General features: G+C 39.1%; 21 protein-coding genes. 18 read left to right on the forward strand and 3 right to left on the reverse strand.

Annotation, left to right across the window (positions count from 1 at the left end; translation table 11 throughout):
* Window positions 1–92: 92 nt before the first annotated feature.
* From AB1349_03965 to gatB, 3 genes are read right to left on the reverse strand one after another with little or no spacing between them, the layout of a single operon-like run.
* Window positions 93–1,010 (reverse strand): virulence protein RhuM/Fic/DOC family protein, encoded by a 918-nt coding sequence (locus AB1349_03965; protein MEW6556494.1) that lies wholly within the window; start codon window positions 1,008–1,010, stop codon window positions 93–95.
* Window positions 1,011–1,028: 18 nt separating this feature from the next.
* On the reverse strand, window positions 1,029–1,514 hold the full coding sequence (locus AB1349_03970) for a hypothetical protein (protein MEW6556495.1): 486 nt from the start codon (window positions 1,512–1,514) through the stop codon (window positions 1,029–1,031).
* A 57-nt stretch (window positions 1,515–1,571) separates the two neighbouring features.
* Window positions 1,572–3,032 (reverse strand): Asp-tRNA(Asn)/Glu-tRNA(Gln) amidotransferase subunit GatB, encoded by a 1,461-nt coding sequence (gene gatB / locus AB1349_03975; protein ID MEW6556496.1) that lies wholly within the window; start codon window positions 3,030–3,032, stop codon window positions 1,572–1,574.
* Between the two features lie 106 nt (window positions 3,033–3,138).
* Between gatB and glp the strand changes: the two genes are divergently transcribed.
* From glp to AB1349_04065, 18 genes are all read left to right on the forward strand, one after another.
* A complete protein-coding gene (gene glp, locus AB1349_03980; protein ID MEW6556497.1) occupies window positions 3,139–4,386 on the forward strand; it encodes a gephyrin-like molybdotransferase Glp in 1,248 nt (415 codons plus the stop codon).
* Window positions 4,387–4,428: 42 nt separating this feature from the next.
* Entirely contained in the window at window positions 4,429–5,586 is a 1,158-nt protein-coding gene (locus tag AB1349_03985) for a DUF362 domain-containing protein (protein ID MEW6556498.1), read from the forward strand.
* Between the two features lie 253 nt (window positions 5,587–5,839).
* Window positions 5,840–6,436 (forward strand): methyl-accepting chemotaxis protein, encoded by a 597-nt coding sequence (locus AB1349_03990; GenBank protein ID MEW6556499.1) that lies wholly within the window; start codon window positions 5,840–5,842, stop codon window positions 6,434–6,436.
* A gap of 16 nt (window positions 6,437–6,452) precedes the next feature.
* A complete protein-coding gene (locus tag AB1349_03995; GenBank protein MEW6556500.1) occupies window positions 6,453–7,079 on the forward strand; it encodes a hypothetical protein in 627 nt (208 codons plus the stop codon).
* A gap of 47 nt (window positions 7,080–7,126) precedes the next feature.
* Window positions 7,127–7,495, forward strand: a complete 369-nt coding sequence (locus AB1349_04000; GenBank protein MEW6556501.1) for a four helix bundle protein — start codon at window positions 7,127–7,129, stop codon at window positions 7,493–7,495.
* The gene (locus AB1349_04005) at window positions 7,492–8,622 is read left to right on the forward strand and encodes a prepilin-type N-terminal cleavage/methylation domain-containing protein (protein MEW6556502.1); all 1,131 of its coding nucleotides are present in this window, start codon (window positions 7,492–7,494) and stop codon (window positions 8,620–8,622) included. The genes AB1349_04000 and AB1349_04005 overlap by 4 nt, the downstream gene beginning before the upstream one ends.
* A 13-nt stretch (window positions 8,623–8,635) precedes the next feature.
* Window positions 8,636–9,196: a type II secretion system protein gene (locus AB1349_04010; GenBank protein ID MEW6556503.1), complete on the forward strand. Its 561-nt coding sequence runs from the start codon at window positions 8,636–8,638 to the stop codon at window positions 9,194–9,196.
* A 386-nt stretch (window positions 9,197–9,582) separates the two neighbouring features.
* Window positions 9,583–9,912, forward strand: coding sequence for a hypothetical protein (locus AB1349_04015; GenBank protein ID MEW6556504.1), 330 nt, complete (start codon window positions 9,583–9,585; stop codon window positions 9,910–9,912).
* Between the two features lie 52 nt (window positions 9,913–9,964).
* Entirely contained in the window at window positions 9,965–10,741 is a 777-nt protein-coding gene (bamD, locus tag AB1349_04020) for an outer membrane protein assembly factor BamD (protein ID MEW6556505.1), read from the forward strand.
* A gap of 10 nt (window positions 10,742–10,751) precedes the next feature.
* Window positions 10,752–11,237: a tetratricopeptide repeat protein gene (locus AB1349_04025; GenBank protein MEW6556506.1), complete on the forward strand. Its 486-nt coding sequence runs from the start codon at window positions 10,752–10,754 to the stop codon at window positions 11,235–11,237.
* Window positions 11,238–11,402: 165 nt separating this feature from the next.
* A complete protein-coding gene (locus tag AB1349_04030) occupies window positions 11,403–11,990 on the forward strand; it encodes a hypothetical protein (GenBank protein MEW6556507.1) in 588 nt (195 codons plus the stop codon).
* Between the two features lie 126 nt (window positions 11,991–12,116).
* Window positions 12,117–12,374 carry a hypothetical protein gene (locus AB1349_04035; GenBank protein MEW6556508.1) on the forward strand — a complete coding sequence of 86 codons (258 nt, stop codon included), beginning with the start codon at window positions 12,117–12,119 and terminating at the stop codon, window positions 12,372–12,374.
* A 5-nt stretch (window positions 12,375–12,379) separates the two neighbouring features.
* A complete protein-coding gene (locus AB1349_04040) occupies window positions 12,380–12,775 on the forward strand; it encodes a hypothetical protein (protein MEW6556509.1) in 396 nt (131 codons plus the stop codon).
* 119 nt (window positions 12,776–12,894) lie between these two features.
* On the forward strand, window positions 12,895–13,272 hold the full coding sequence (locus AB1349_04045; protein MEW6556510.1) for a hypothetical protein: 378 nt from the start codon (window positions 12,895–12,897) through the stop codon (window positions 13,270–13,272).
* A gap of 35 nt (window positions 13,273–13,307) precedes the next feature.
* Window positions 13,308–24,212: a lamin tail domain-containing protein gene (locus AB1349_04050; protein ID MEW6556511.1), complete on the forward strand. Its 10,905-nt coding sequence runs from the start codon at window positions 13,308–13,310 to the stop codon at window positions 24,210–24,212.
* A 69-nt stretch (window positions 24,213–24,281) separates the two neighbouring features.
* Window positions 24,282–25,568 (forward strand): type IV pilus assembly protein PilM, encoded by a 1,287-nt coding sequence (gene pilM / locus AB1349_04055; protein ID MEW6556512.1) that lies wholly within the window; start codon window positions 24,282–24,284, stop codon window positions 25,566–25,568.
* Between the two features lie 93 nt (window positions 25,569–25,661).
* On the forward strand, window positions 25,662–26,225 hold the full coding sequence (locus tag AB1349_04060) for a PilN domain-containing protein (protein ID MEW6556513.1): 564 nt from the start codon (window positions 25,662–25,664) through the stop codon (window positions 26,223–26,225).
* Window positions 26,226–26,270: 45 nt separating this feature from the next.
* On the forward strand, window positions 26,271–26,567 hold the full coding sequence (locus tag AB1349_04065; protein ID MEW6556514.1) for a hypothetical protein: 297 nt from the start codon (window positions 26,271–26,273) through the stop codon (window positions 26,565–26,567).
* Window positions 26,568–26,588: the final 21 nt, after the last annotated feature.

Raw genomic sequence — 26,588 nt, forward strand, 5'->3', positions numbered from 1 at the left:
GCTTTCACGTCAATTTTTTATAGGTTCCTTTATAATATGTCTCAGCATTTATTAGCAAGCGTGTCTGATGAATCAGACCACCCTATTTCTCATTAGAGAAATGGGAAATTTGCCAAACTACAGTAATTATTTTTATCAAGAAAATAAATGAAAAGAAATGAAGCGATACGCTTATTTCCGTCTGTAAACGGATGGTCTTTAATCGTTAAATATAGCAGATGCGCAGCTTTTTCTTCAACACTTTTGTATAATTCCTTACCGTCAAATGTTTGATATAAGTTTTTTGTAATACTCTCTAATTTTTTCCCAACCTCTTGTCCGAAAAGTTCGCTTGCCTGTTTTTTGGATATAAGCTCTGCCTTAATACTGGAAATAATTTCAACGCAGTTTTCATATCTTAAAACAAATGATGGTTTTTTCCCTTTGATAAGAGTTAATTTATTAGTATCGTATTGTTCTAAAATAGAAATTGATTTTGCATATTCCGATAATAAATTCAAAATCTCTTGTGCCTTGCTTTGTAAAAGTTGATGTCCTGATTTTTCCTGAAGAAATTTAATAGTATTTTGCAATTCTTTAAGTTTTTCAGATTGTAAAAATAACCTTTTTTGATTAATGGTATATCCTTTTACAATATGCTCTTTTAAAACTTTGGTTGCCCATATACGAAATCGGGTTCCCTGTTGAGATTTAACTCTATATCCCACAGAAATAATTACATCCAAATTATAGAAATTTGTCTCGTAAGTTTTACCGTCGCTGGCAGTTATTCGGAATTTCCGAATAACTGAATCCTCAACCAGTTCTCTCTCCTTGAATATATTTTTTATATGTTCGTTGATTGTAGGAATACCTTTCTGGAATAATACCGACATCTGTTTCTGTGTAAGCCAAACAGTATCTTTCTCCAATTTCACTTCAAGTTGAATCTGGTTACTTTTTGTTTTATAAATAACGATGTTGCCCTTACCGGATTTATTTTCGCCGATTTTAGTTTCTGTTGTCTTCATAATTATTTTACTTAAATTTCAATTACACTGGCATTTAGGACCCCAAATCAAATAAACTTCATACTTTCTCTTTAAATCTTTTTTTAACTTTTTCAAATTAGCCGTTAATGTTTTGTCAATTGGTTCTTCCTTCCAATTCCATAACGCCACAATTGGTTGTCTTTTATGACAACGCTTAACTCTACGTGAACTTTTTTTAAGTTTAGAAGATAACTTTTCTATTTTTTTTGCAAAAGTACTAAAACCTGTATGATATTTTGGTTTCATTAATCTTATTTCAACCAATAAACGATCATTAATATTCATATCTATATAACATTTTTTCTTCCCTACGTTTATTGTATCTTCAGTCCATATTTTAATGGGTTGTATTCCATCATTAAGCAAAACATGATATAAATAGCAGGTTATATCATTTTCCTGTTGAGGTTTTATTTTGCCTTTAGAATAACATTGCTCAAGTTTTTCCCAAACTATTCTGAATTTCTTATTGTAAATTCCCATACTGTTTTGAATCTTTCTCTTTACTAAAAATTTTGGAATGATATTATTCTCAAAGTTTTATACCAGTTTCTTCTTCAATATCTCGTTGACCAGTTTCGGGTTGGCTTTGCCTTTGGATTTTTTCATAACCGCGCCAACAAGTGCGCCTATTGCCTGCTGTTTGCCTAACTTAAATTCAGCGACTGCTTTCTGGTTTTCTGAAATCGCTTCGTCAACCATTTTTTCTATTTCTTTTTCGTCTGATATTTGAACAAGTGCTTGTTCTTTAACTATTTCGGAGGCAGTTTTTTTATTTTTGAACATTTGTTCAAAAACGGTTTTTGCGATTTTACCTGATATAGTACCGTTCGCAATAAGTTTAACAAGTTCTGCGAGGTTTTCGGCAGAAACGGGTGAGGCAGAAATATCCTTATTTTCAGCATTGAGTTTGCCCAGCAGTTCTGTTGTTATCCAGTTGGATAATTGCTTTGCAATGGATTGGAGATTGGAGATTGGAGATTGGAGATTGGAAAGGCAATCCTCAAAATAGTCAGCAAGCGCCTTTTCAGAGATTAAAACACTTGCATCATACTCTGAAAGTCCAAACGATTCTACAAATCTCTTTTTACGCGTATTTGGTAGTTCAACAAGATTTTTTTTGACCTCATTTAAAAATTTGTCGTCAATTTCAACAGGTGCTAAATCAGGCTCTGGAAAATATCTGTAATCGTGTGCCTGTTCTTTTGAACGCATAGAAATTGTTGTGCCTGTTTCTTCATTCCAAAGCCGTGTCTCTTGGACAATTTTTTCGCCGTTATTTAATACTTTCTTTTGTCTTTCTACTTCATAATTTAACGCATCACGAACTGCCTTAAACGAGTTCATATTTTTTAGTTCTACTTTTACGCCGAGTTTTTTTTCGCTGACATGCCTCAACGAGATATTAGCATCGCACCGCAGCGACCCTTTTTCCATATCACAATCAGAAACACCGATATATCTTAAGATGGCTTTCAAATTGGTGAGATATTGATATGCTTCTTCAGGTGATGAAATATCCGGCTCGGATACGATTTCCAGAAGTGGGATTCCAGTTCTGTTATAATCAACAAGCGAATAGCCCAGTTCTGTAGAACCAATTGCGTGTAAAAGTTTTCCAGCATCTTCTTCAAGATGTATTCTTGTGATACCTATTTTTTTTGTTTTACTGCCAACATCTATTGTTAAAAAACCATTTTTACAAAGTGGCAGTTCGTATTGCGAGATTTGATAATTTTTCGGTAAATCTGGATAGAAATAATTTTTCCGTGCAAAAACAGAATATTTTGCGATTTCACAGTTAAGTGCGAACCCTGTAAGAACCGCAAACTCAACTGCTTTTTTGTTTAACACAGGCAGCACACCCGGCTGTCCTGTGCAGACCGGGCAGATGTTTGAATTCGGTTCGGCACCAAATTCAGTTGAACACCCACAGAACAGTTTTGAGTTTGTTTTTAAATGAACATGCACTTCTAATCCAATAACAGTTTCGTAATCCATAAAATATCAGTTTTATTATACAAAATTATTGTTATTAAATCAATTGACTTTTTACTGTAAGTTTTGTAAAATTTAATTATTCTTGATATAATGTTACCTGGAATTGATGGGTATACTTTACTCAGAAAACATGATAAAATTTAATAAGGCAAAAAAAATAATTATTGAGAATGTAAAACAACTATCTGCTGAAATCGTGCCGCTTAATGAGAACTGTCTCAATGCCGTTCTTGCCGAGAACATAATTTCACAAGAAAATATACCTAATTGCGACAATTCTGCGATGGATGGTTATGCGGTCAAATCTGCTGATACAAAAAAAGTACCCATCAACCTGAAAATTATTGGTGAGTTAAAGGCAGGCAATATCTTTCCTAAAAAATTGGGAAACGGTGAAGCGATAAAAATTATGACAGGTGCGCCAATACCTCAAGGTGCTGATGCAGTTGTGATGGTGGAAAATACTGAAAGTCCGAAGTCCGAAGTCCGAAGTCCGAAGTTAATAAAAATATTAAAATCAGTAGAACGGGGAGAAAATGTAAGGAAAGCAGGCGAGAATATAAAAAAAGGGGAATTGATTTTAACAACGGGCACAATTTTGACACCTGCGCATGTTGGTCTTATTGCTTCTATTGGAAAAACAAAATTCAAAACATTCAAAAGACCAAAAGTAGTAATCATTACGACTGGTGATGAAATTGTTTCAGCGTCGGTAAAAAAACTTCCAACAGGCAAAGTCAGAAACTCAAATCTCTGGACACTTACAACTCTATTAAAAAGAGACAGCGCTATTCCTGTTCAGTTTGAAACAGTGCCTGATAATATATCCAAAATAAAATCGGTAATTAGAAAAGCAATCTCTGTATCTGATGTAGTAATAGTTTCTGCTGGGATTTCTGTTGGTAAATACGATTATGTAAAAACCGCATTGAACCAACTTGGTGCAAAACTTTTATTCTGGCAGGTTGCAATGAAACCCGGCAAACCATTCGCGTTCAGTAAAATAAAAAGCATTCCTGTATTTTCGCTTCCTGGTAATCCGGTATCAACAATGGTTACATATTTAGAATTGGTAAGACCTGCTGTATTAAAAATGGCTGGTAAACAGCCGGCATCACTACCGGTTTTAAAAGCAACTTTGTTGTTCGGTATCCGAAAAGAACCGGGAAGAAAAGAATTCCTGCGTGGATTTTTCATACAAAAAAACGGGAATTATTTTGTAAAGCCCGTTGATGCACAGGGCTCTGGAATATTGAAATCAATGTCAAACGCAAACTGCTTTATCGTATTAGACGAAAAAACTGCTTTTATAAAAAAGGGTTCGTTGATAGATATAGAAATTTTAGATTTTTGAGGTTTAATCGTTCCCTAGTTAGCGAGAACGTGAGAACATATAATGTCAATCGTATCAATTGTAAAATGTGATTCATACAATGATGTTGGACCTGCAATAATAGAATCGCTAAAACTTCTTGGCGGAACGGAAAAATTTTTTACCAAAGGGCAGAAGGTTTTAATCAAGCCGAATATACTTTCTGCAAAAGCGCCTGAAAAGTCGGTAACGACACATCCCGAAATCGTAAGAGCAATTATCAGAATTGTCAGACGAGTTGGCGCGATACCATCAGTTGGTGAAAGTCCTGGCGGGGTTATTGGCGGTGCTGAAAGATTCTGGGAAAAAAGCGGTATCAAAAAAATCTGTATTGAAGAAAATTGCGAGATGCTGTATTTTGAAAGAACAGGAACCGTTCGCGTGCAATCCAAAAACCCAAAAAACAAAATATTAAAATATTTAGAAATCGCTAAACCTTGTTTTGAATACGATTGCATCATCTCCGTCCCGAAATTCAAAACTCACAATCTTGTTTTTTTAACAGGTGCGATAAAAAATCTTTACGGCTGTATCCCAGGATTACGAAAATCAATGTATCATAAATTTGCACCACATCCTGACGAGTTCTCCGAAATACTTGTAGATATACTCGCAATTGTAAAACCTAAACTTTCTATTATGGATGCTGTGGTCGGGATGGAAGGCGAAGGTCCCGCAGCAGGCAGTCCACGAAATATCGGCTTGATTATGGCGTCTGATGATGCCGTTGCAATTGATACAGTGATGTGCCAAATTGCTGATTTTGATATAACGAAAGTTTATTATTTAAATTCTGCGGCTGCTTTAAAACTTGGAACAAACAAAATTGAAGAAATAAAAATTGTTGGAGCGCCTATTGAAAAGGTTGCATTAGCAAAATTCAAAGTGCCAACTAATTTTTATCTGTATTTTATACCTAAACGGGTTGCAAAATTTTTCGGCAAATTTGTATCAGCGTTACCTGTTATGGATAAAAAAAAATGTACAAAATGTATGACTTGTATAAAGTCGTGTCCTGTGAACGCTATAGCACTTAACGAGATACCCAATGTTGACAAATCAAAATGTATACTCTGCCTCTGTTGCAGTGAACTCTGTCCGGAAAATGCAATAAAAATAAGATACTCATTATTTGTTAGATTATTTTTTCTGTTAAGACAAATCAAACGAGCGTTAAAATAAAACACTTGACAAAATCAAAAAAAAGTGTTATACTAATAGTGTTGAAAAATCCCAACAATCTTTGACTCCAACGATAAAAACACAGATTACGGAGATAAGTGATTCTTCGGTAATCGCTGTAATCGTTCTTTTCAGCAAGAGGCTGATCTGCTTTCGGCATGACAATCAATGACCACGAAAACACGGAGTCACGGAATAGATTCCCGATACAGACATTCGGGAATGACATTACTTGTAATGGAGGACGACTAAAATGGAAGAAAAAAAGGGGGGGAAGTTTCAGCGAAAACAGATTCTGATTAACAAAAAATTTCAGTTCAAATTTGCGGCAGTAATTTTGGTAACATTATTTGTTATGCTTGGTTTGGTAGAATGGGATATTTTTTATACAATGAAAACGATTCTGCCAAAGGTTTTTTTTATGGAAGAAATCAGGCAGGACCTCACTGCATTTCATTTATTACTTGCTGTAAAATCGCTTGTCTTTATGGTGCTGGTTGCATTTATCTCAGTATATTTTTCGCATCGGATTGCAGGACCCATTTACCGACTTGAAAAAGACCTTTTCAGAATGATTGAAGAAAGTGATTTAACAAGACAGTTTCGACTCAGAGAAAAAGACGAACTGAAAGAACTGGCAGATGCATTAAATACAATGACTGCAAATTTAAGAACAAAACTGTTGGCAGATGAGCAGTTTCGTGAAGAAACAAGAGCGCAGATAGATGAGATACAAAAAATATTGAAAGAAAACGAGACGATCACATCAGACAACAGAAACCTGATTCTCTCAAAAATAGAAGCAATCTCAAATGCATCCACAGTTTCACCGGTAAGTTTTAAGATATAAAACGCAGATTACGCAGATGAAAAACGCAGATTACGCAGATGAAAAACTTACTCGCTTAATTGCTCAATCGCTTAATCGCATCCGTGCTTACACGCTTGTTGAGATAATGATAGCGGTGGTGGTTTTAGTGCTTGGTTTGATTCCACTGGTGAAACTGATTGGCGATGCATTGGTTTCTACAAGCGATTTGGGTTCAAGGAGTGTTGCGAACGAACTTGCACAGGATTTGATGGAAGAGATAAAGCAGCGGAAATGGGATGAAACATCTGTGCTTACTAGTTCTACAACAACACCTTCAGAAATCGGAATTACAGCAGCTGAAGCAGCGCAGGGTGAAACTGCTACCAACAAAACAACTTTTGATGATATTGATGACTACAATGTTTTGCAAGACGCAAATGCTGAACACCCGCCAAGAGATGCTTCAAACAACACTCTCTCGCAGTACAGCAAATTTACAAGAAGTGTCACGGTAAGATATATGACATATACAGATTTGGGTGGAGGAACTGGTAGATTTGATCCAGCAGGTGGCACTACCAATTACAAACAGATTGAAGTACGGGTCAGTTGGACCTCCGGCGGTGGAAAAACACGAGAAGTAGTACACCAAACAATAATGGCGAACATTGCCAGAAGATAAGCAAGTACTAAAAAGTGGTTATGTTATTAGTGGTTAAGTGATTAGTTATGGGTAAAGTGAAAAACTATACTGATTTATTGGTGTGGCAGAAAAGTATTGAATTAGTAAAGGAAGTGTATATTATTACCAAAAGTTTTCCAAAAGAAGAAATTTACGGATTAACAAGTCAAATGCGAAGAGCGGCAGTATCAATACCATCAAACATAGCAGAAGGTTTTCTACGCCAACACAAACCAGAAATAATTCAATTTCTATATATTTCACTTAGTTCTTGCGGTGAATTGCATACCCAATTTCTCATTGCTAAAGAATTAAAGTTTGTAAGTGATGAACAACTTAATCACTTATTCACTAATCACTTGTTTTTTATAGTCAGGATGTTGCAAAATTTAATTAAAAGTTTGAAAAATAAATGAAATACAAAAACTTAACCACTTATCCACTTAACCACTTATTCACTTTTTCTAACGGCGTGACCCTTGTAGAACTGATGGTTGTTGTTGCATTACTTGCAATAATTTTCTTCCCACTGGTACAGGTTTTTAAGTCATTTTCAAACGCATGGTGGGCTGGTAAGGCACGAATGTCAGTCCAATCAGATGCACGGGATGCAATGTACTGGTTTGTAAAAGATTTAAAATCCGCATACAGACATTCTGTTGGGAATCTGGTCTCAAACGGCAGGCTTGATTCACCGGGTAGTTTAACTACAAACCCGGATAATTGGGATACCTTAGCAGCCGGTGTGGTAGTAGAAAATTCAACATCAACCCGAGGTGTCTGTATTGGTGTTTCCCAAGGAGTTACATATTCTTCAACATATACATTCCAACTTGTAAACGGGGTTAGATATCTCCTATCAGGTAAGATAAGAAATACTGACGCGCCACTTGGAAAGGGAAGAATTGAGGTTATAAATATAAGCGGGATACCAGTATATGCTTCAACAGAAACAGACCATACATCCTGGTGGGAAATAGTCACAGCCGATGGAAGTAGTGATGGCACATTCCTAATGGCTACAACAGATACTGATTGCATTATCCGATTGTCTAATACTGGTGCTGTGGGCAGTGTAGCATACTTTGAAGATATTTCAGTCGCTCCTAAAAAAGCAGTGCTGGTTGAAGACCCTGATAAACCTGCTGAAACATGGGCGTGGAAAATCCCATATACAGGCGAGATGACAACTGGAACAGGTTATACATTTTTAACACAACAGGAAACAGGTGGTAGCGCACCAAGTTTGGCACGCTTTAGAATCCAGTACACAACCGATAGCTCAGGTAAAGAGCGAAAAAGAATCTGGCGACAACAGGGTAACGAGTTGAACCCATCAACAGGCTGGGAATCTATTGACTACAATCATATTGCGGAGTACTGCACCAAACTTGAAATCGGGTATGAGGTGTCTGATGATTTACTCAAAGAAAATGGCGCTGATAATGGTATCAGTATACATCTTGAATTCAAACGTTCTGCAGGTGGCTCAAAACTACAGCCATACAGTATGAAAACTTTTATATATCCACAGAGCCCATGAGAGGCAATTAAAAATGAAAAATGACGCTTCGCTAAAATTAAAAATTAAAAAACTTTTACCAAGTCGCCAAGTCGCTAAGTCGCTAAGTCGCTACAGTTCAGGTTTCACACTGATTGAACTGATGATTGTGGTTGCAATTGTAGGACTTTTGATTGCGATAGTTGTGCCTAAATTCGCAGGTATAAAACAAAAAGCAACCGAAGGCGCAACAAAAGGCGCACTCGGTACAATCCGCGCTAATATCGCTGTCTATCGTGGTGAAAATATGAATACAGCACCGGTTCTTATTACAAATGCACCTGCAGTAAATAACTGGGATAATACGATGCACCCTGATTTCAGAAACTTCTGGAAAGGCGATGATACACAACTACCTGAAAATCAGGTTGGCACACCAATTGCGCCGAGAACTCGCAGATGCTGCTACAATTCTAATATATATGTTTCAACAAGTGATATAACAACGAATGTTAATTTTGGTCAAGGTGGCTGGTTTTATGGAAATGCGGATGGTGAGATTCTTGTAAATACACCCAATACAGATTTGAAAGGCGAGCACTATACAAACTGGTAGAAAAAAGGCAGGTTAAAGGCAGGTAAACGACAGGTTAAAGGTTAAAGGTTAAAATTAAAAACAAAAAAGGACCTGACAGGATTTACAGGATTAAAAGACAGCCATAGAAATACACAGAATAACACTGAAAGCACCTGTCTGCCGTCAGGCATGGAAAACCTAACAGAATATTCTGTGATTTTCTGTGAAATTCAGGCTAAAAATAAAATTCTGTTAATCATGTCAAAATGTAAGCAAATGCTTACATTTGAATTTTGCTCGTCGGTAAATTTTGGTTTTTCAATTAGGACAAATGTCCTAAACCTGTTCTGAAAAGTGATTCTTTAGGATTAGTTTTTTCTTAATCTCTTACTTTTTACTTGCCGTTAACAGGGAGGCAATTAAATATGAAAAACCTCAAAAAACTATTCACTATTCACTATTCACTATTCACTGCCTCTAACGGTTCTGCACTTGTATTCGCAATGGTAGCGATTCTGTTTTTAGCAGGTGTTGGCTTAACATTTATTTTCTGGCTTTCGTCAGAATCACGGCAAACCGGTAAACGACAGGCGGTAACAAAAGATTATTATATTGCAGAAGCAGGCACAGAAAAAGCACTGCTTGATGTAAAAAATACAGGATATACCTGGCAAAAAGGAACTTCAACACAACAAACTTATATAATCAACGGCGAAAGCGTAACTGTTACAGTTACAAATGTAGGTGAAGAATAATAAAAGAGGCAGATTAAAGGTTAAAGGTTAAAGGTTAAAAAATAGAGCAGGGATGAAAAAAATCTTAATTGCAGTTGCTGCGGTTATTATCGTTGTGGTTGGATTTCTTATTCTTTCAAGACCTAAACTTGATGAAACTGATGCATTCAGGATTTTAGAATCTGCGAGAGCAAATTATAGTCGCGATAATCTTGGTGGCGCATTAGAACAATTCAGATTGCTGCTCAAAAAATATCCGAAATCAAAATATGCGGAAGAATCTCAACGGTTTGTAATTTATATCTATGAAAAGAAACAGGATATTACTGGTCTGGTGGCTGAATACGAAAGATATTTAAAAAAATTCAGGAATACACCATATACTGCAGAATTCTCGTATAAAACTGGCTATATACTTTACAAATTTTTATCAAAAGAAAAGCCAGCACGGGTTGTTTTAATACGGGTAGTTAAAGAATATCCGGATAGCGAGTGGACAAAAAAATCAAAACAACTGATAACAGAGATTTACAAGGCAAAAGGAAAAAATGATGAAATCATAAAACTGGCACAGGAATATCCGGAAAAAGATACTGATAATATTCCTTTCAATATCTCACAAATGGAAGCATACTGGCGAGAAGGCAAACATGACGAAGCATACAATATAGCCAAAAAAATTCCTAAAAAAACCAGTCAAATTCAGGAACATACAATCTACTGGCAACTTCTGGTTAAATACGAGCCAAGCCGTGAAAACTATTCAGGACTCGCAACTGCGTATCAAAAACTCGGCTTTCCTGAAAGAGCACAGGAATACAGAAAAAAAGCGGCACAAATAAAAAAGTAAAAAGTGAAAAGTGAAAAGATATATTTTTCTAATAATTTTGGTAGGGTTGATTGGCAGTTTTTTTTTATATCAGAATACAGCAGAACAAAAATCACAACGATTCTTGAACAAAGGCAACAAATTATTCAAACAAGGTAAATATATAGAAGCGATTTTATCGTATCAGAAAGTACTAGAAAAAGGGGGAGGAGGAGGCGGATTGGGGGGTACTACAACATCTAAAAAAATAGCCGCAGAAGCGCACTACCAACTTGCAACCTCTTGTTTGGCATTAGCGCAGTATTCATCTGCAATCACAGAATATAAAAAGGTAGTAAACGACTACAAGGACTCGCCGTTTGCTGAGGATGCACAGTTTATAGTTGCAACAATTTTTGATGAACGGCTTGGTAATAGCGAAAGAGCGAAACAGGAGTTCAAATTTTATTTAGATAATTTCCCAAATGCAAAATATCGGTTTGAAGCAAAACGCAAACTTTTTAAAAAAAATACTTGACAAATTCATAAAAATTCTTTATAATTATAGTGCCAAGTCGATGTAATTGGCGATGCGCTTAATTATATCGCTTCTGATATAATTCTATATTAGAGGCTGGTTGTATCAGAAATTTGGAATTTGGTGCTTGGAATTTGAAATTTGCCGTTATATCAGGGGGGAATTATGGTTAAAAAATTGATTTCAGGCTTGTGTGGGTTGGGATTGATAATGGTTTTATCAGCCAGTTTGCAATCAGCAGGGCAGCATCTCGGCGAGCAGAATATGCTGGATGTCCAAATCATTTTTTCTAATTCTTACGGCACTACAATCACAAACGCTGCGGGAACTTATTACAATTTCTTCGGCTATACATTCTATGAGAATAAGGTCTACCCGTCTCAGTACTGGGGTAGTTTCCCGCTCTATTTTTTTGGCACACAGGTTGGAGTAACAGTAAAAGTCACCAATAAAGGTCCTCGTGCAAAATCTAAAATAAGAGTCAAGTCAGAATCGTATGCTCTATTAACAAACGGTTCTTCAGGTGTTGCATTGACTGACCCGAAAAGTATTGATGTAGCAGTAAACAAAGGCGAGACAAAAACAATAGATGCATCGTTTGTAGCAGAATACAGAGAAGGCGCTGATTCAGGATTAGACCGCTTTGTTGTTAAGGTTCTACATATAAATGAAGGTGGTGGACCGGGTAATTCAGAACCTGCTTTAATTATGCAAAAAGAAGGTATCTTCTGCCCACCAAAATATAAAAAGTAAATAATATATTTTATGCAGTTATTCGGGTCAATTCGTGATGTGTACCTTTATTCGTAAATAATTCGCGATATAAAAAAAGTACTTGACAAATTGTAGATTTTGTGTTATACTAAAAGTGTAGAGAAGATGAAAAACAATGGTTTTGAGAAAAAATTTGCAGAATTAGATAAGAAATTTGAGCAATATGATAATCTTTTTAAACGCGAAGATATACTGAAGCGGATGGCATTACTATTGTTGAAAGAGCATGAAAAGAATTTGAAAGAACATAAGAAATTGTGGGAAGAGCATGAAAAAAATATGAAAGAACATGAAAAATGGTTAAGAGACCATAATGTAAGATTTGGATTGCATTGGCAAGAGATTCATCGGCAACACAAATAAACAAAATGTTGAGCATAGCGAAATCCCGATACATATCGGGAAAAAAAATACTGATTATTATTGCTGTTTTTGGTGTTTTGTTTTTTGTCTTAAACGACAACTGTGCGGCTTTTGTTTCGCCTGATGAACTTTTACAGATAGCACAACTCACAGAACAAAACCAACTTACTGTTTCAGATATCTTAAAAAAAGCAACTGCGGATAAAACCACGATTTCCTCGCAACCGCTAAAAATTGAAAACATTTCAACACAAAAAACATTAAATCTGAAAAATACATTTCTGGGTAGATGGCAAAGGGAACCGCTAAACTATGCACTAACAGTGCGATGCCTGAGGGCAACGGATGACCTAATTGTCTTCTGCCCGTGTCATCATTATATATTAGAGTTGCGACTATAATTTTTTGTATCAGTGCAGGTTTTGCCCCGCATCTTAAAAAATTTTGCGACTAGATCGCTTATTAAATTTGGTGCGGGGCTATACCTGCATTTTTATTTTTACGAAAAGGAGAAATTGATATGGGGATTGATTATGGTTTATGGAGTATAGTTTTAGCGATACTTGGTGTCTATTATGCGGTTGATTCTAACCGCAGAACAAACAAAACAATAAAAGAATTTCGGGAAAGCACACAAGCGTTAATAAAGAGTGAAGATGAACGTGCAAAACAGATTTTAGAAAAAATTGAAAAACATATTGACGAAGGAAACAAACGCACACAACAGATGATTGATGAAGGTAACAAACGACTTGAAGAAGGCAATAAACGACTTGAAGAAGGTGACAGAAGACTTGAAAAAATTTTAGCACATATTTCTGATAGTTTTGCGAAAGCAATAGAAAAATCGGAAGTAGCAGGTGCTGGCTATTTAAGAGATAAACAATCAGATAAGTAGACGGCACTTAAATGCCGTCTACCAGGAGGAGCAAAATGGCTAAATTTTACAGGTTTATTGACGAACAAGGTAAACGGCACTTAAGTGCCGTTTACAAAACGGACAAAACAGACAAAACGGGAAACAAAGTCATAAAAAAATGGTTTACTGGGCTTTTACTTTCTCACTTTCTCACTTTCTCACTTTCTCACTTTCTTTTCAGTGCACCCTGGTGGGACCTGCGTTTCACCGATGGGAACAACGGCACATATGATACCTCAATTGAAAACATGCTGGAAAGTTACATCTTGGGCTCATCGTCAATGGTATATCTGGCAAACTATTCTATACCATCGGTTGATACGAAAATTACAACCTCTATGAATAACCGTGATAGTGCAGACCTTGATGTAAAATATGTTGGTGATGGTGATGAGGGAAATTATACCGGTTTACAGGCAGGTATTCCAGCTGTGCTTGAACCTGCAGGCAGTCCTATCATGCATAACAAATTCTTAATTATTGACCCGAACTCATCAACTAAAAGAAAATTAGTAACTGGAACCGGAAATTACACTTCCGGTGGATGGGGAACACAGGATAACGCATGGCTGACTATCACAGATACCAATATAATAAACAAATATGTCGCTGAATATAACGAACTATTTGGTGGAACTTTTCACGGTGGGAGTGCAACATCTAATCCGATTACCACTGCAAACGGTATTACGGTTCATACGCTTTTTTCATCTGAAGACGGTCCGTGGCTTGTTAACAATATTGTTGACACCACAATCCGTGCAGCAACCGAGAGCGTATTTTTTGAGACAACCAGTCATGATCCAACAGATACGGGCACGCTTGATTTTGATGAAGCAATCTGGTCTGTTTTAGACGATGCTGAAAAACCAAACTTTTTCTGTGAAGGTGTTGTTAATTCTATGGGTGGCAATCAACCAACTTTCTCAGGAACCGCACTTACCAATTACAATAATAAAGGTGGTTATATCCGTCAGTCAGCAGAGACATCATATGACAAACACCACTTAAAATATGTTGTTATTGATATGGACTGGATCGGTGTTGGCTCTATGAATGCAAACAAATCATCTTCCGAATATATCGGTGCATCAGGCAACGATGAGAACCACATTTTTATAAACGATTTCCGTCTTGCAAGAGCGTTTATGAAAGAGTTCTCAAGACATTATAAATTAGATAATACAGTCGGTTCTGTTGACAATTCTGATGTCACCGAGCCACACGATTGGACAGCACCTGCAGATCCTACAGGGCTATCTGTTACACCTACTGCGAATTCATTTGATGTTACCTGGACAGCACCTGCAGATCCCGGCGATTTCTCAAGATACTATATTTTTATCTCAACATTAAATACAATCGCAACCGCAAAAAATGAAATTACAGAAGCAGATGGTTCCTTCCGTGCATCAGTTTTAAGACCTGAAATGCAGAAAAAAGGGCTTACTACAACCTCCGCAACACTCACAACCTATAATGAAGGCGATACACTTGTTTCCGGAAAAAACTATTATATCGGCGTTGTCTCTGTAGATAAATTCGGGAATGAATCATCAGCACTCACTGGCGGGCCTTATCAACTTGGCGGCAATCAGCCGCCAAACAATCCGGCATCAATGGGACAGTATAAATCAGATGGTATAACAGTAATTACAGAAGGCGGGACAACTGATGAATCAACAGTAAATTTCAAAGCAACTATTTCAGACCCTGATGCCGGGAATGTAAAATTACAGGTAGAAGTGAAACCGACAGCGAGCGCATTTGATGGTACTGGTTTATTAGATTCCGGCTTTGTTGCAAGTGGCTCTGTTGTAACTTTATCAAGCACTTCTATGCCAAACGATAATTATCACTGGCGGGCAGTAGTTATTGATACCTGTTCTGCAAGTTCTTCATGGCTGGAATTCGGTACTGCAGGAAACACTGATTTTACTGTGAATGTTACAGGACCCAACAATCCACCAAATGCACCCACAGGTGGAACAACCACGCCTGATGGCTCTGTTAACTGGATAAATGATAATACTCCACAATTTTCATGGACTTTTTCAGACCCTGATACAGGCGATACACAGTCTGCATACCAACTCACAACCTCAGTTGGCTACGATACACTCAAAACAGCATCAGCAAGCTCGTCACATACGCCAGCTTCAGCACTTGCAGATGGAAATTATACCTGGAATGTAATGGTCTGGGATAATAACGATGCAGTAAGTCCTGTAAGTTCAACTTGGACCGTAAAAATTGATGCCACATCACCTACAACTCCAGCTGGGTTTGATGCCGGATATAATGGCACTTCTTCCACACTTACCTGGAGTGCAGCATCAGATGCAACTTCTGGTATAAAAAATTACAAAATTTACAGAGCAACTGTTACCATAACAGATGCAAACAGAGCAGGTTATTTTTTAGCAAATGATGATGCAACACCGGGCTACACTGACTCAACGGTTCAACTTGGTAAAACATATTATTATGTTGTAACAACTCTGGATAATGCCGAAAATGAGAGTTCTGTTTCAAATAATAGACAGGTTATCTGTGGAGTAGCACCAAATCCAGATGACATTGTAATAAACGAGGTATTTCCAGACCCACCCGGTGCGGATGGTGCTGCTGAACTTGTTGAATTGTACAATAAAGGTAATACATCAGTAAATATAAACGGCTGGCTTTTTGCAGAACGCGGTGAAGCAGGTGATGGTATCTCTGATTACACCGGTGCACATGATAAAGGACAGGCAGGAACTACTCTTCAACCTGGCTGGTATGCTTTAATTGTTGATAGTGATTATGATGGTTCTTACACAACCTGTATAAATGCGCATGCTAATACATCAAACCTGATAATGGTAACAATGTCTGGTTCTTTTGGACTTGCCAACGGTGGCGATACTGTTTGGATTTCTACAAAAGATGCGTCAAACAATACCATCATTACCAGTTCGTTCACTTGGTTAAGTTCAACCGCTGGTAAATCCTGGGAGAAAATATATTCAACAGGGACTGCAATTGACAGGTCTGATTCAGGCAACTGGGATTATTCAACACATGTCCATTTTTCAACTTATTGCACACCGGGATTTGCAAACAGTGTCTCACCGGTTCCTGATACATTTGCACCCGGGAAGGTTGGGCTTGTAACACCTGTAAATAATGCGGTAAATGTTGCAACCACAACTGCACTCACTGTAAATGTTTCAACTGATGCAACGCCAGATATCTATTATTATATTGAATTAGCACTGGATAGTGGGTTCACAACCGGGTTACAAAACTCCGGCTGGATTACTTCAACAAGTTGGAATCCGACACTTGGATATGATACAATTTACTACTGGCGGGTTAAAGCGAAGGACTCAGCACCAACTCCAAATGAGACGACTTTTAAGGGGCATACACTTGATGCAGCCGGCTACGGAACTTTTACAACTGTTGCACCTAATAATCCACCAAATGCACCAACAGGTGGAACAACTACACCCGACGGCTCTACAAGTTGGATAAACAATAATAAGCCAGAATTCGCATGGACTTTTTCAGACCCTGATGCAGGTAATACACAATCTGCATACCAATTAACAACTTCCGTTGGTTATGATACACTCAAAACTGCTTCTGCAACCTCTTCACATACACCTGCGTCTGCACTTCCAGATGGTGAGTATACCTGGAATGTTAAAGTCTGGGATAATAACGATGCAGTCAGCCCAACAAGTGTTAACTGGACTGTTAAAATAGATGCGAGTATTGACAACCCAAGCGCACTGGATGTCGGCTATAATCTTACCTCTGCAACACTTACCTGGACCGCCGCAGATACAACACCGTCGGGCTTGAAAACTTACAAAATCTATCGTGCAACATATTCGTTTTCAGCAACTACAGACCCGAATGTAACAGACCTGAATGGTGCTACTTTAGTAACTGTCTCAACTTATACTGATTCAACTGTTTCTACGAATAAAACATATTATTACGGTGTCACCGCGGTTGATAACGCTACAAACATATCTTTACTCTCAAATATAAAATCAGTCACCACTACAAATTTTGCTAAAAATCCAAAAGATGGTACTGATGCCGACTGGCTAGGTACACCACCAACACAGTACAATTCCGCTACCATCTCTAATAATGAATGGATTTGGAAAGATAGCATAAATGATAACCGTAAATATGTTATTGCGGAAGACCCGAATTGGGATATAACAGAATTCCGTGTTACCGCAGATGCAGAAAAGATATACTTTCTTGTCCGATTGAATGATATCACAGCACTCGCTCAGCCACATATAAATATCGCATTAGATAATGATATTGATGGTACTGGTGTTGACTGGCTTGGTAATTTGGCAGCTACAACTTTAGGTGCTGATTACCATTTAACCGCAGCAGACCATTATGCAGAACGACAAATTTGTATCCATCAACCAACCGGTTTTCTCGGCAAAATAGAACTCTATGCAGAATCAGGAAACTGGTATGCGCCACCAACAAACTTAGATGGTGATGGTAATGGTGACGATTACAATGATGTGAATGTAACAAATAATTATATTGAGTTCGGTGTTGACCGAACTGATTTAGGTATAGATGGTGATAAGACAATCCGGCTTACAGTTGCTGCGTTTCGGAATGATGAGGCTGTAGGCTGGAATAACAATGGCGACACCACCGTTGATAATTCCGGCTCTGATGCTAATGATGTTGTCGGTATACCAAAATACGGATTGAATGACCTTAATAATGATTACGGTACATATGCAAGTGAAGTTGATGACGGTGATATAGATTTCTGGGTCCAGTTAAAAATAGCTGCAAACGGCGCTATCACAAACACGATACCAAATACAGTTGTCAATTTGCAACCACTTGATAACGGAACAACAACCTCTACAACACCTACACTCTCCTGGAACACTTCAACCGACCCTGATACAGGTGATGCTGTCACTTCATATCTGTTAGAATTTAATAATTCAGATAGTCTTGATGGTACCGTAATGTATCGGCTGAATATGACAAGCACATCTTATACAATCCCATCGGCATTAACTGTTGGCACAACATACTACTGGCGGGTCTCTGCAAGAGATAGCTGCGGAACACTTTCTACACAGCCAACCCAGAAGTTTCAGGTAGTAGCAGCAAATAATCCACCAAATGCACCAACAGGTGGCAAAACCACACCTGATGGTTCTACAAGCTGGATAAACAATAATAAACCAGAATTCGCATGGACTTTTTCAGACCCTGATGCAGGTGATGACCAGTCTGCATTTCAGTTAATAACAACAGGTGGCTATGATTCCGGCAAAATTAGCTCATCTACTAAATCACATACACCTCCGTCCCCACTTTCAGATGGCGAGTATACCTGGAATGTTAAGGTCTGGGATAATAAGGATGCTGTAAGCCCTGTAAGTTCCAACTGGACCGTAAAAATTGATGTAACAGACCCGCCGGAACCAGCTTCGTTTGATGCAGGCTACAACGGCACTTCTTCAACACTTACATGGTCTGCTTCAACAGATGCAACTTCCGGCTTGAAAAATTACCGGATTTACAGAGGACCTGTTGCAATAGATGATACCAATAAATCCAGTTATCTTTTGGCAGATGACGATGCAACACCCGGCTATACTGATACAAGCGTCTCTGCAGGACAGACATATTATTATGCAGTAACAGCACTGGATTATGCTGGAAACGAATCCGTCCCATCAGTCAACAAAACAGTGTCTATACCAATCGCTAATTTACTCCCATCCGCAACAGGGCAGTGGCATTTCGGGTTTGAAGCAGATGGTGCAACACTGGATTCTCCACTCTGCTGGCAGGAACCCGGAACGGGCTCGGCATCCGTTGACAATTTCGGAGCCGCATCGCCACATGAAGGCAGCCGCGTCTGCCGGTTTGATAACCTTACATCAGCGTACGGAGCAAGAACAATTATATCGGCAACCTGCACGGTAACTGCAGGGAACAGTTATAACGTAGGCATCTGGGCATATGTACCCGCACTTGCAGGTGCTATTACCGATGTTAAATTCAAAATAGGAATAAAATGGTACGATGCAAGCGGCTCATTCTTAATTGAAAATTCTACAGCTGATATTACTCTTGCTGCATATGATACCTGGCAAAAATTAACATATACTAATGTAACTGCACCATCAGGTGCAACTGGCGGCCGATTGTTCGCAGATGCATATGAATCAAACGCACTGGATTACGACCCGTATCTTGATGATGCTGAATTTATACTCGGCGCTGCAGCAGATACTTCTGCACCGGGTAAAGTTGGGCTTGTAACACCTGCAAATAATGCGGTAAATGTATCAACTACTGCTACACTTACTGTGAATACTTCTACCGATACTACTACACCTGTATATTACTGGATACAAATTGCGCTTGATTCTGCATTCACAACAGGATTGAAAGAAACCGGCTGGCAAACATCAACATCTACTTCGCCAGTATTGGCTAATGATACTACATACTACTGGCGGGTGAAAGCGAAGGATTCCACAACAACTCCGAATGAGACAACTTACAAAGGGCATACACTGGATGCTGATGGCTATGGTAAGTTCGTCACTGCAGCAGGTGCGGTTATCAATAATCCGCCAACCGCACCGACAAATGGCGCTACCAATCCTGATGGCTCTGTTAACTGGATAAATGACCCTACACCACAATTTACTTGGACTTTTAACGACCCTGATGCAGGAGACAGTCAGTCCGCATTTACATGGACCGCAACAGGTCCGGCGAGTTCTGATACCGGCAAACTTTTCTCAACTTCTTCTTCTTATACACCCGGCTCTGCTTTGGCGGACGGAACATGGACCTGGCAGGTAATGTGCTGGGATTTAGCCAATTCATCCAGTCCGTGGAGCGCCTCATGGACGGTAAAAATTGATGTCGCCGCACCGACCACAATAGGAGATGTTTCCGCATCGCTTTTGGGAGGCAGCATACAACTCAACTGGTCGGCGCCGACGGATACATCGGGAGTAAAAAATTACAAAATTTGGCGTTCAACCCAAACATCCCCGACATTAGGTGCAAATCCCGTTCTAATCGCTACCGACGACGCAATTGCCGGATATATTGATTCATCACCTATATATGGCACAACCAATTATTATTATGTGTCAACCGTTGATAACGCTACAAACGAGTCGGCGCTTTCAGCACCAGTCGCATCTTGCTATATAGGTCCTGCAGGGCATATTGTAATCAGCGAGGTAGCAGTCGGCGTAGGGAGCGCTGCGGAAGAATTTGTAGAACTTTACAATCCAACTGATAGCGATATTGACCTGAAAGTACTGCCAAATGGCGGCGGGATATTACGATTAAAAACAGAAGCATCGCCTTCTAATGGTCCTACTATAACTTGGATAAACCAGATAATACGGGCGCATGGCTATTTCCTGTTCGCTTCAAGCCCGGCAGTAAATGGTGTCGCCGCGGATGCCACATATGCTGCAGGACTGGATTCCGACAGCGGTGTTTCTATCACAACGCAATACCATGTCTGGATAGACAGCGTTGCATGGGGAACAACGCCGACAGCAAAATTTATTGAAACAACCGCTATCGGCACCTCTCTCGGAACCGGTGATTCAATAGAAAGAAAGGCGAACGCTTCGTCAACCGCAACAACTATGAAAACCGGCGGGGTGGACGAACTGGAAGGAAACGGTTACGATACCGATAATAATTTAAACGATTTTGTGGTCCATCTGGGATTCCTTAATCCACAAAACTCCGGCTCTACAAGAGAGCCAGTAATTGGAAATATCACACTATCTAATTACGATGTCTGGCCAGATACCGATATCGCTACCGCAACATTTGATTATAAAGTAAAATATGTAAACGCTGTCTCCAGCAATGTCGCACCGCTAATTAGCCAAGTTGTGATTGATGGCACACCATTTTCACTTACCAAACAAGGTATTGATCCATATGACAATGCGTTTTATCAGTACTCAACTACGCTTTCAACTGGAACGCATACATATCATTTCTACTTTGATGATGGTATCGGTAATACTGGCAGAGCGCCTGAAGAGGGAGAATTTAACGGACCCGCAGTAGGTCCTGAATTAGAAAAATTATCCGCTTACGGCAACCTTACAACTAACCCGACTGATTATGCACCGGTGCCAGTCACCGCAACCAAAACATTATATGCATATTTAGCACCGGGCTCTTACGGCTGGTCTAACTATGTTTCAAGTATCACTTACTGGACTTCAACCTCTATATCAACCAGAACAAAAGCGATGAACTACAGCGGCACAAATGAGACCTATAACTACGATGTATTCTGGGTAGAGTTATCCAGTGGTACCGACTACAGAGCAGGTGAATGGTTTTACTTCTATGTTCGCGCAGGTGACAAGAATACACAGCCACCAACATTCAAATTCACAGACGATATGGCTGATGAAAATCTTGATTTGTGGGTTTCAATTGCAGAATCACCAAACCAAAATACTGTTAACTCAGCCCACCTGTTCTTTATTGGCACAGCCGCACCATCACCAGGAAGTTATGAAGCTAAAATCGCTAAACGCGATGAGCCAACTATTACATCAGATGCAGAAGGTTTCCTGAATGATTTCAATTCAGAATGGATACCGGGCTGGAGATTTGGGGATGCTGTAGATGATGGCGCACCGAATAATCTTACATATAATAATTGGGATATTGCGGTAAGCGTTTCTCTGTCACCCAGCGGGCAAAAAGCAAACTGCACATTCTACTATACAACTAACGGTAATACTCCAACAACAAGCGATTGGTCGTTTTCAGGCGGTGCTTCACAATCAAATAATTCAAACTGGAATAAATACGATAATACAACTACCGGTATGGCGGATATACGCGGCTTCTTCCCGGCTGACTTAAATGCCGCAGGCACTACTATCTGGATTTTAGCAGTCGGCTCTGATGGTTTAGGTGGGGGACCTTATACTCAATACTTTAAGTACTCGGTTGGCGCGACACCCGGCACACCAGAAGGCGATAATGATAATAAAATTGTTTTAGGTAGAGGTACTGAGCTGGACGGCAGATACGGCAAATACCCAACAACCGATTTCAACAACTACTCACCATTGAGACATTCACAAAACGAGCCACTCTCATCAACTAACCAGATATGCTATTTCTCAACTGGAACTACTGCTACGCATGGCGATAATCTACAAATCAACGCCTCAAACCTGACTGTTGCTATCGCAGATGGTTTCAGAGATGTATTCTATTCAGACCAGTTAAGGTTCTATCTAAGAACTGCGTTTTGCGATATTTCTGAGGTTAGCGTCTCAACACCAACCCAAGCGTATATCGTCTGGCAGGCAACAACAGTTGCTACACCAACTAATTGGGGTGATTGCATAGCACTACTGAAATATGATTCGTTTGGTGACGACAATCATCAGCCGCATTATCTGAAATATCACTGGCTGGTAGCAGAAAATAGTTCGTTAGAGGGCTACTCGCCTGCTAATCCATCTGACTGCACAAAAGGCGCACCGGAAGGTGCAGAAGTAAAATATGTGTTCAAAGTGCGTGATAATCAGTCAACATCTGAACTTGATTACAGATGGATTTACAAAGGTGCTGGTGGCACACAACGTATCACCAGTAACGCAGCAACCGCACAGGCGAGTCCATTCACATATAAAGTGCTACAAGACGACTACACACGACCTGTCGCATATCTGCCTTATACTATCCCAGGTGTTGGCAGTATAACTAATGGTGGTGTGCTGCCATCAACACATTCTGCACCTTCATGGCCTTCACAGGTGCTCGGCTCTACAACAACAAGCTGTGGCTCTACTATTGAGCAGGTTAGAATCTATGTCGGCTTGTTTGATACCGCAAATGGTAGATTCACAAATGCCGGTATGTCTTACGGGACTTCAATGTTTATTGATAACCCAAATTATGTCCATAATACATTCAGAGACCCACAGATTACTGATAATTCGCTTTATTATGGGAACAATGTCCCTGCAGTCAATACATTACCAACATCCCAGAACTCAGGTATTAAAGGCGGTAGAACCGAGGACGCATATGACGAAGGGCTTGAAGGCAGAACAACGATTGGTAGAAGATATGCACATGATGTCCTGTGTTATTATGTCTGGCGACGACCTGCATCATCAGTTGCGACAAACCAGTGGTCCTGGATAGATATTGACGGCACTGTGAATGGCGCAGAAGTTGCTGACTATTCTGGAACGAACCTTGCTGATAGTACATACCAAATGATAAGAATTGGTAATGTAGATAAGCAGGCGACTGAAGACGACAGTTATACCAGTGTAGAAAGTAGTGCGGCAACCGCGGGATATATTTCAGGAATTGTTTCAATGTCACCACTACAGGTTGATAGCGATGGGAATGGTATCTGGATGGCGAATATTCCAGCACCATCTGATTACGATATTATGTACTCATCTGTTTGCTTCCTGTACTATCGTCTCTGGGCGTGTAATGGTGATAACGACCCGCAGGCGTATTATAATGAAGTCCACGGCGGCTGTAACCCAATCCCAACGGTAACAGGAACCAATTATGCTGGCTCGCATCGTAATAGAATTATCTGGGGTGATTCAATAGCCGACCCTTACGAAAAAACATTTGATGATTCATCCGATGTTTGTAGATGCGGTAGAGTACACGACCGCGATTACGGCTGGGTAGATATTACAAGATTTGCTGGCAAAATTGTATCGCCACCACGTGTGATGATAAAATCACGAGTTACTGTTGGCGGTGTGACAAGAACAATCACAACATATCTGAAAGTAGACCCTGTAACAAAAAAGCCAACAAATATTATATCAACCCAGGTAGGAACCGATTGATAACGGCAGGTTAAAGGTTAAAGGTTAAAATTAAAAGTTAAAGGCAAAAACTTAGTAGTCGGCATTTAAATGCCGACTACTTTTTTTTTACCGATGATATTTCGCGTCTGTTCTGCGTATCGTTCTGCGTCTGTTCCGCGTTCTACAAAAAAAACACTTGACAAAATGCTAAAAATTCTTTATAATTATGTTATTATGAATTTACCACCACAAATTATACAAATTGCAGAAAAATTGAAAAAAATAAAATTGCCGTTTGCTAAACCGCGAGAAGTCGTCGGTGTTGATATCGGTAATTATTCTGTCAAACTGGTTCAGCTGAAATTTGCTAACGGGAAATGGACGCTAGATAAATATGCATCCGCGCTCACAACCAATCCTGAACAAGCAGAAACCACACCACTTGAAAAAAAACAACTCACAGTTAATGCTATCAAACAAATTATCGCGGAGCAGAAAATTACTGCAAAAGATGCCGCAACCTCGGTATCAGGCAATTCCGTAATAGTGCGATATGTCAAATTCCCGAAACTTACTTCCGAGCAGCTTTCTAAAACTATCCAGTTTGAAGCCGAGCCGTTTATCCCGTTCCCGATAAATGATGTAAATATCAGTTTCCAGATACTTGGCGATATCGTAGAAGAAGGCGCTACCAAAATGGAAACGATTCTTGTTGCGGCAAAAAAGGAAATTATCCAGAATAAAATAGATATCCTTCAAGAAGCGGGTTTAAGACCGATTGTGGTTGATGTAGATTCGTTTGCAATTGAAAACGCACTCGCAGTCAATGCAACCGACGAGGAACTCCAAAGTACATATCTTGTAATAAACTGCGGCACCTCAACTACTAATATCAGTATTATTGAAAACGGGACCTCTAGGGTAATCCGCGATATTTTTATCGCATCATCATCGTTTTCTAAAGCAATCCAGCGAAACCTGCAGATTGATTGGAAACAATCCGAAGACAAAAAATTGAAATTCGGTATCCTTGTGACACCTGACGAAAAAGAAAAAGCGCTCTCAAACGGGAATGACGAGGTATTACAACTTTCAACCATCCTGCTGTCGCCTGCAAGAGAATTGATGGCAGAATGCCAGCGGTCTATAGATTTTTATCAGACACAATCTATAACTGAAAAGATAATCAACAAAATATATCTCTGTGGCGCAGGTGCGTTGCTGAAAGGACTTGATAAGTATATAGAATCACAGGCAAAACTGCCTGTTGAGATATTTAACCCGTTCTCAAAAATAGCCACAGAGCCGGTACTTTCGGCTAGTAATATACAGAATTTTTCGCAGTACGCCGTAGCAGTCGGGCTTGCTACACGAACCCGAGATGATGTGAAATAAAGGCAGGTTAAAATTAAAGGTTAAAGGGAAAAATTAAAATAAAAACCAACAATTTTAACCTTTGACCTTTCACTTTTAACTTGTAGTTATTATATGACTAAAATAAACCTTATCCCGAAAGAGCAGATTCCAAAAGTAGAACATCCGGAAATTAAAATTATGGCTATCGGTGCCGGCGTTGCTGTACTGGTTGTGTTGGGTTTTACATATACCTCAAAAGTAGCCCGACGGTCAAAAATCCAGAAAGAAATTATTACAGTTGACAGAGAACTCGCACAACTCCAGACAGTAATTGACCAGATAGCGCGGCTGAAATCACAGCGTGATACTGTGAATGCCAAAAAAAGCGCACTTGAACAACTCGTAAAAACACGACTTGTCTACCCAATCCTGATGGAAAATATGGCAAAAATACTACCAACAGGTTTATGGCTGCTGAACCTGGCTACAAAATCAGCCGATACAAAAACAGAACTGTCATTCAATGCAACCGCATATGATAATTATATTATCGCAGATTTGTTACAAACACTGGAAGATTCAACAATTTTCCAGAATCCAGAAATCAGCGGAATAGTATCCGCAGTTGGTGATAAAGGTGTCCCAATAAAACAGTTCTCAATAAAAGTAGATTATGTGAACCAGATATGGAAATAACGGCAATTAAAAATTAAAAATTAAAAAAAGTGGAGGTTGGTTTATATGGAAACAGGTATCGGGTTGGCGATTGTTGGGGTTTTGTTAAGTTGGGTATGGTACATTAATAACAAGAATAACAACAGGGTAATAAAAGAGATAATTAAAGAGACAACAGAACGAACAGAAAAACTTATTAAAGAAGTTGCAGAACGAACAGAAAAACTTATAGTAGAAGAATCTAAATTAACACGAGAAATGCTTAAAGAGCTATTTGAGAAAATGGATACAAGAGCAGAACAGCGCCATGAAGAAGTTATAGAACTATTAAAGAAAGGTTTTGGTGTAGCAGGTTCACACTGAAGTCACTGAAAACACTGAAAA

It is taken from the genome of Elusimicrobiota bacterium, from assembly GCA_040757695.1.
In the GTDB taxonomy this organism is placed as follows: Bacteria; Elusimicrobiota; UBA8919; order UBA8919; family UBA8919; genus JBFLWK01.

What these genes read in the sequence shown, in the direction of transcription:
- AB1349_03965 (MEW6556494.1), bottom strand. Translation starts at nt 1,010, where the DNA reads ATGAAGACAACAGAAACTAAAATCGGCGAAAATAAATCCGGTAAGGGC.
- AB1349_03970 (MEW6556495.1), bottom strand. Translation starts at nt 1,514, where the DNA reads ATGGGAATTTACAATAAGAAATTCAGAATAGTTTGGGAAAAACTTGAG.
- gatB (MEW6556496.1), bottom strand. Translation starts at nt 3,032, where the DNA reads ATGGATTACGAAACTGTTATTGGATTAGAAGTGCATGTTCATTTAAAA.
- glp (MEW6556497.1), top strand. Translation starts at nt 3,139, where the DNA reads ATGGGTATACTTTACTCAGAAAACATGATAAAATTTAATAAGGCAAAA.
- AB1349_03985 (MEW6556498.1), top strand. Translation starts at nt 4,429, where the DNA reads ATGTCAATCGTATCAATTGTAAAATGTGATTCATACAATGATGTTGGA.
- AB1349_03990 (MEW6556499.1), top strand. Translation starts at nt 5,840, where the DNA reads ATGGAAGAAAAAAAGGGGGGGAAGTTTCAGCGAAAACAGATTCTGATT.
- AB1349_03995 (MEW6556500.1), top strand. Translation starts at nt 6,453, where the DNA reads ATGAAAAACGCAGATTACGCAGATGAAAAACTTACTCGCTTAATTGCT.
- AB1349_04000 (MEW6556501.1), top strand. Translation starts at nt 7,127, where the DNA reads ATGGGTAAAGTGAAAAACTATACTGATTTATTGGTGTGGCAGAAAAGT.
- AB1349_04005 (MEW6556502.1), top strand. Translation starts at nt 7,492, where the DNA reads ATGAAATACAAAAACTTAACCACTTATCCACTTAACCACTTATTCACT.
- AB1349_04010 (MEW6556503.1), top strand. Translation starts at nt 8,636, where the DNA reads ATGAAAAATGACGCTTCGCTAAAATTAAAAATTAAAAAACTTTTACCA.
- AB1349_04015 (MEW6556504.1), top strand. Translation starts at nt 9,583, where the DNA reads ATGAAAAACCTCAAAAAACTATTCACTATTCACTATTCACTATTCACT.
- bamD (MEW6556505.1), top strand. Translation starts at nt 9,965, where the DNA reads ATGAAAAAAATCTTAATTGCAGTTGCTGCGGTTATTATCGTTGTGGTT.
- AB1349_04030 (MEW6556507.1), top strand. Translation starts at nt 11,403, where the DNA reads ATGGTTAAAAAATTGATTTCAGGCTTGTGTGGGTTGGGATTGATAATG.
- AB1349_04035 (MEW6556508.1), top strand. Translation starts at nt 12,117, where the DNA reads ATGAAAAACAATGGTTTTGAGAAAAAATTTGCAGAATTAGATAAGAAA.
- AB1349_04040 (MEW6556509.1), top strand. Translation starts at nt 12,380, where the DNA reads ATGTTGAGCATAGCGAAATCCCGATACATATCGGGAAAAAAAATACTG.
- AB1349_04045 (MEW6556510.1), top strand. Translation starts at nt 12,895, where the DNA reads ATGGGGATTGATTATGGTTTATGGAGTATAGTTTTAGCGATACTTGGT.
- AB1349_04050 (MEW6556511.1), top strand. Translation starts at nt 13,308, where the DNA reads ATGGCTAAATTTTACAGGTTTATTGACGAACAAGGTAAACGGCACTTA.
- pilM (MEW6556512.1), top strand. Translation starts at nt 24,282, where the DNA reads ATGCCGACTACTTTTTTTTTACCGATGATATTTCGCGTCTGTTCTGCG.
- AB1349_04060 (MEW6556513.1), top strand. Translation starts at nt 25,662, where the DNA reads ATGACTAAAATAAACCTTATCCCGAAAGAGCAGATTCCAAAAGTAGAA.
- AB1349_04065 (MEW6556514.1), top strand. Translation starts at nt 26,271, where the DNA reads ATGGAAACAGGTATCGGGTTGGCGATTGTTGGGGTTTTGTTAAGTTGG.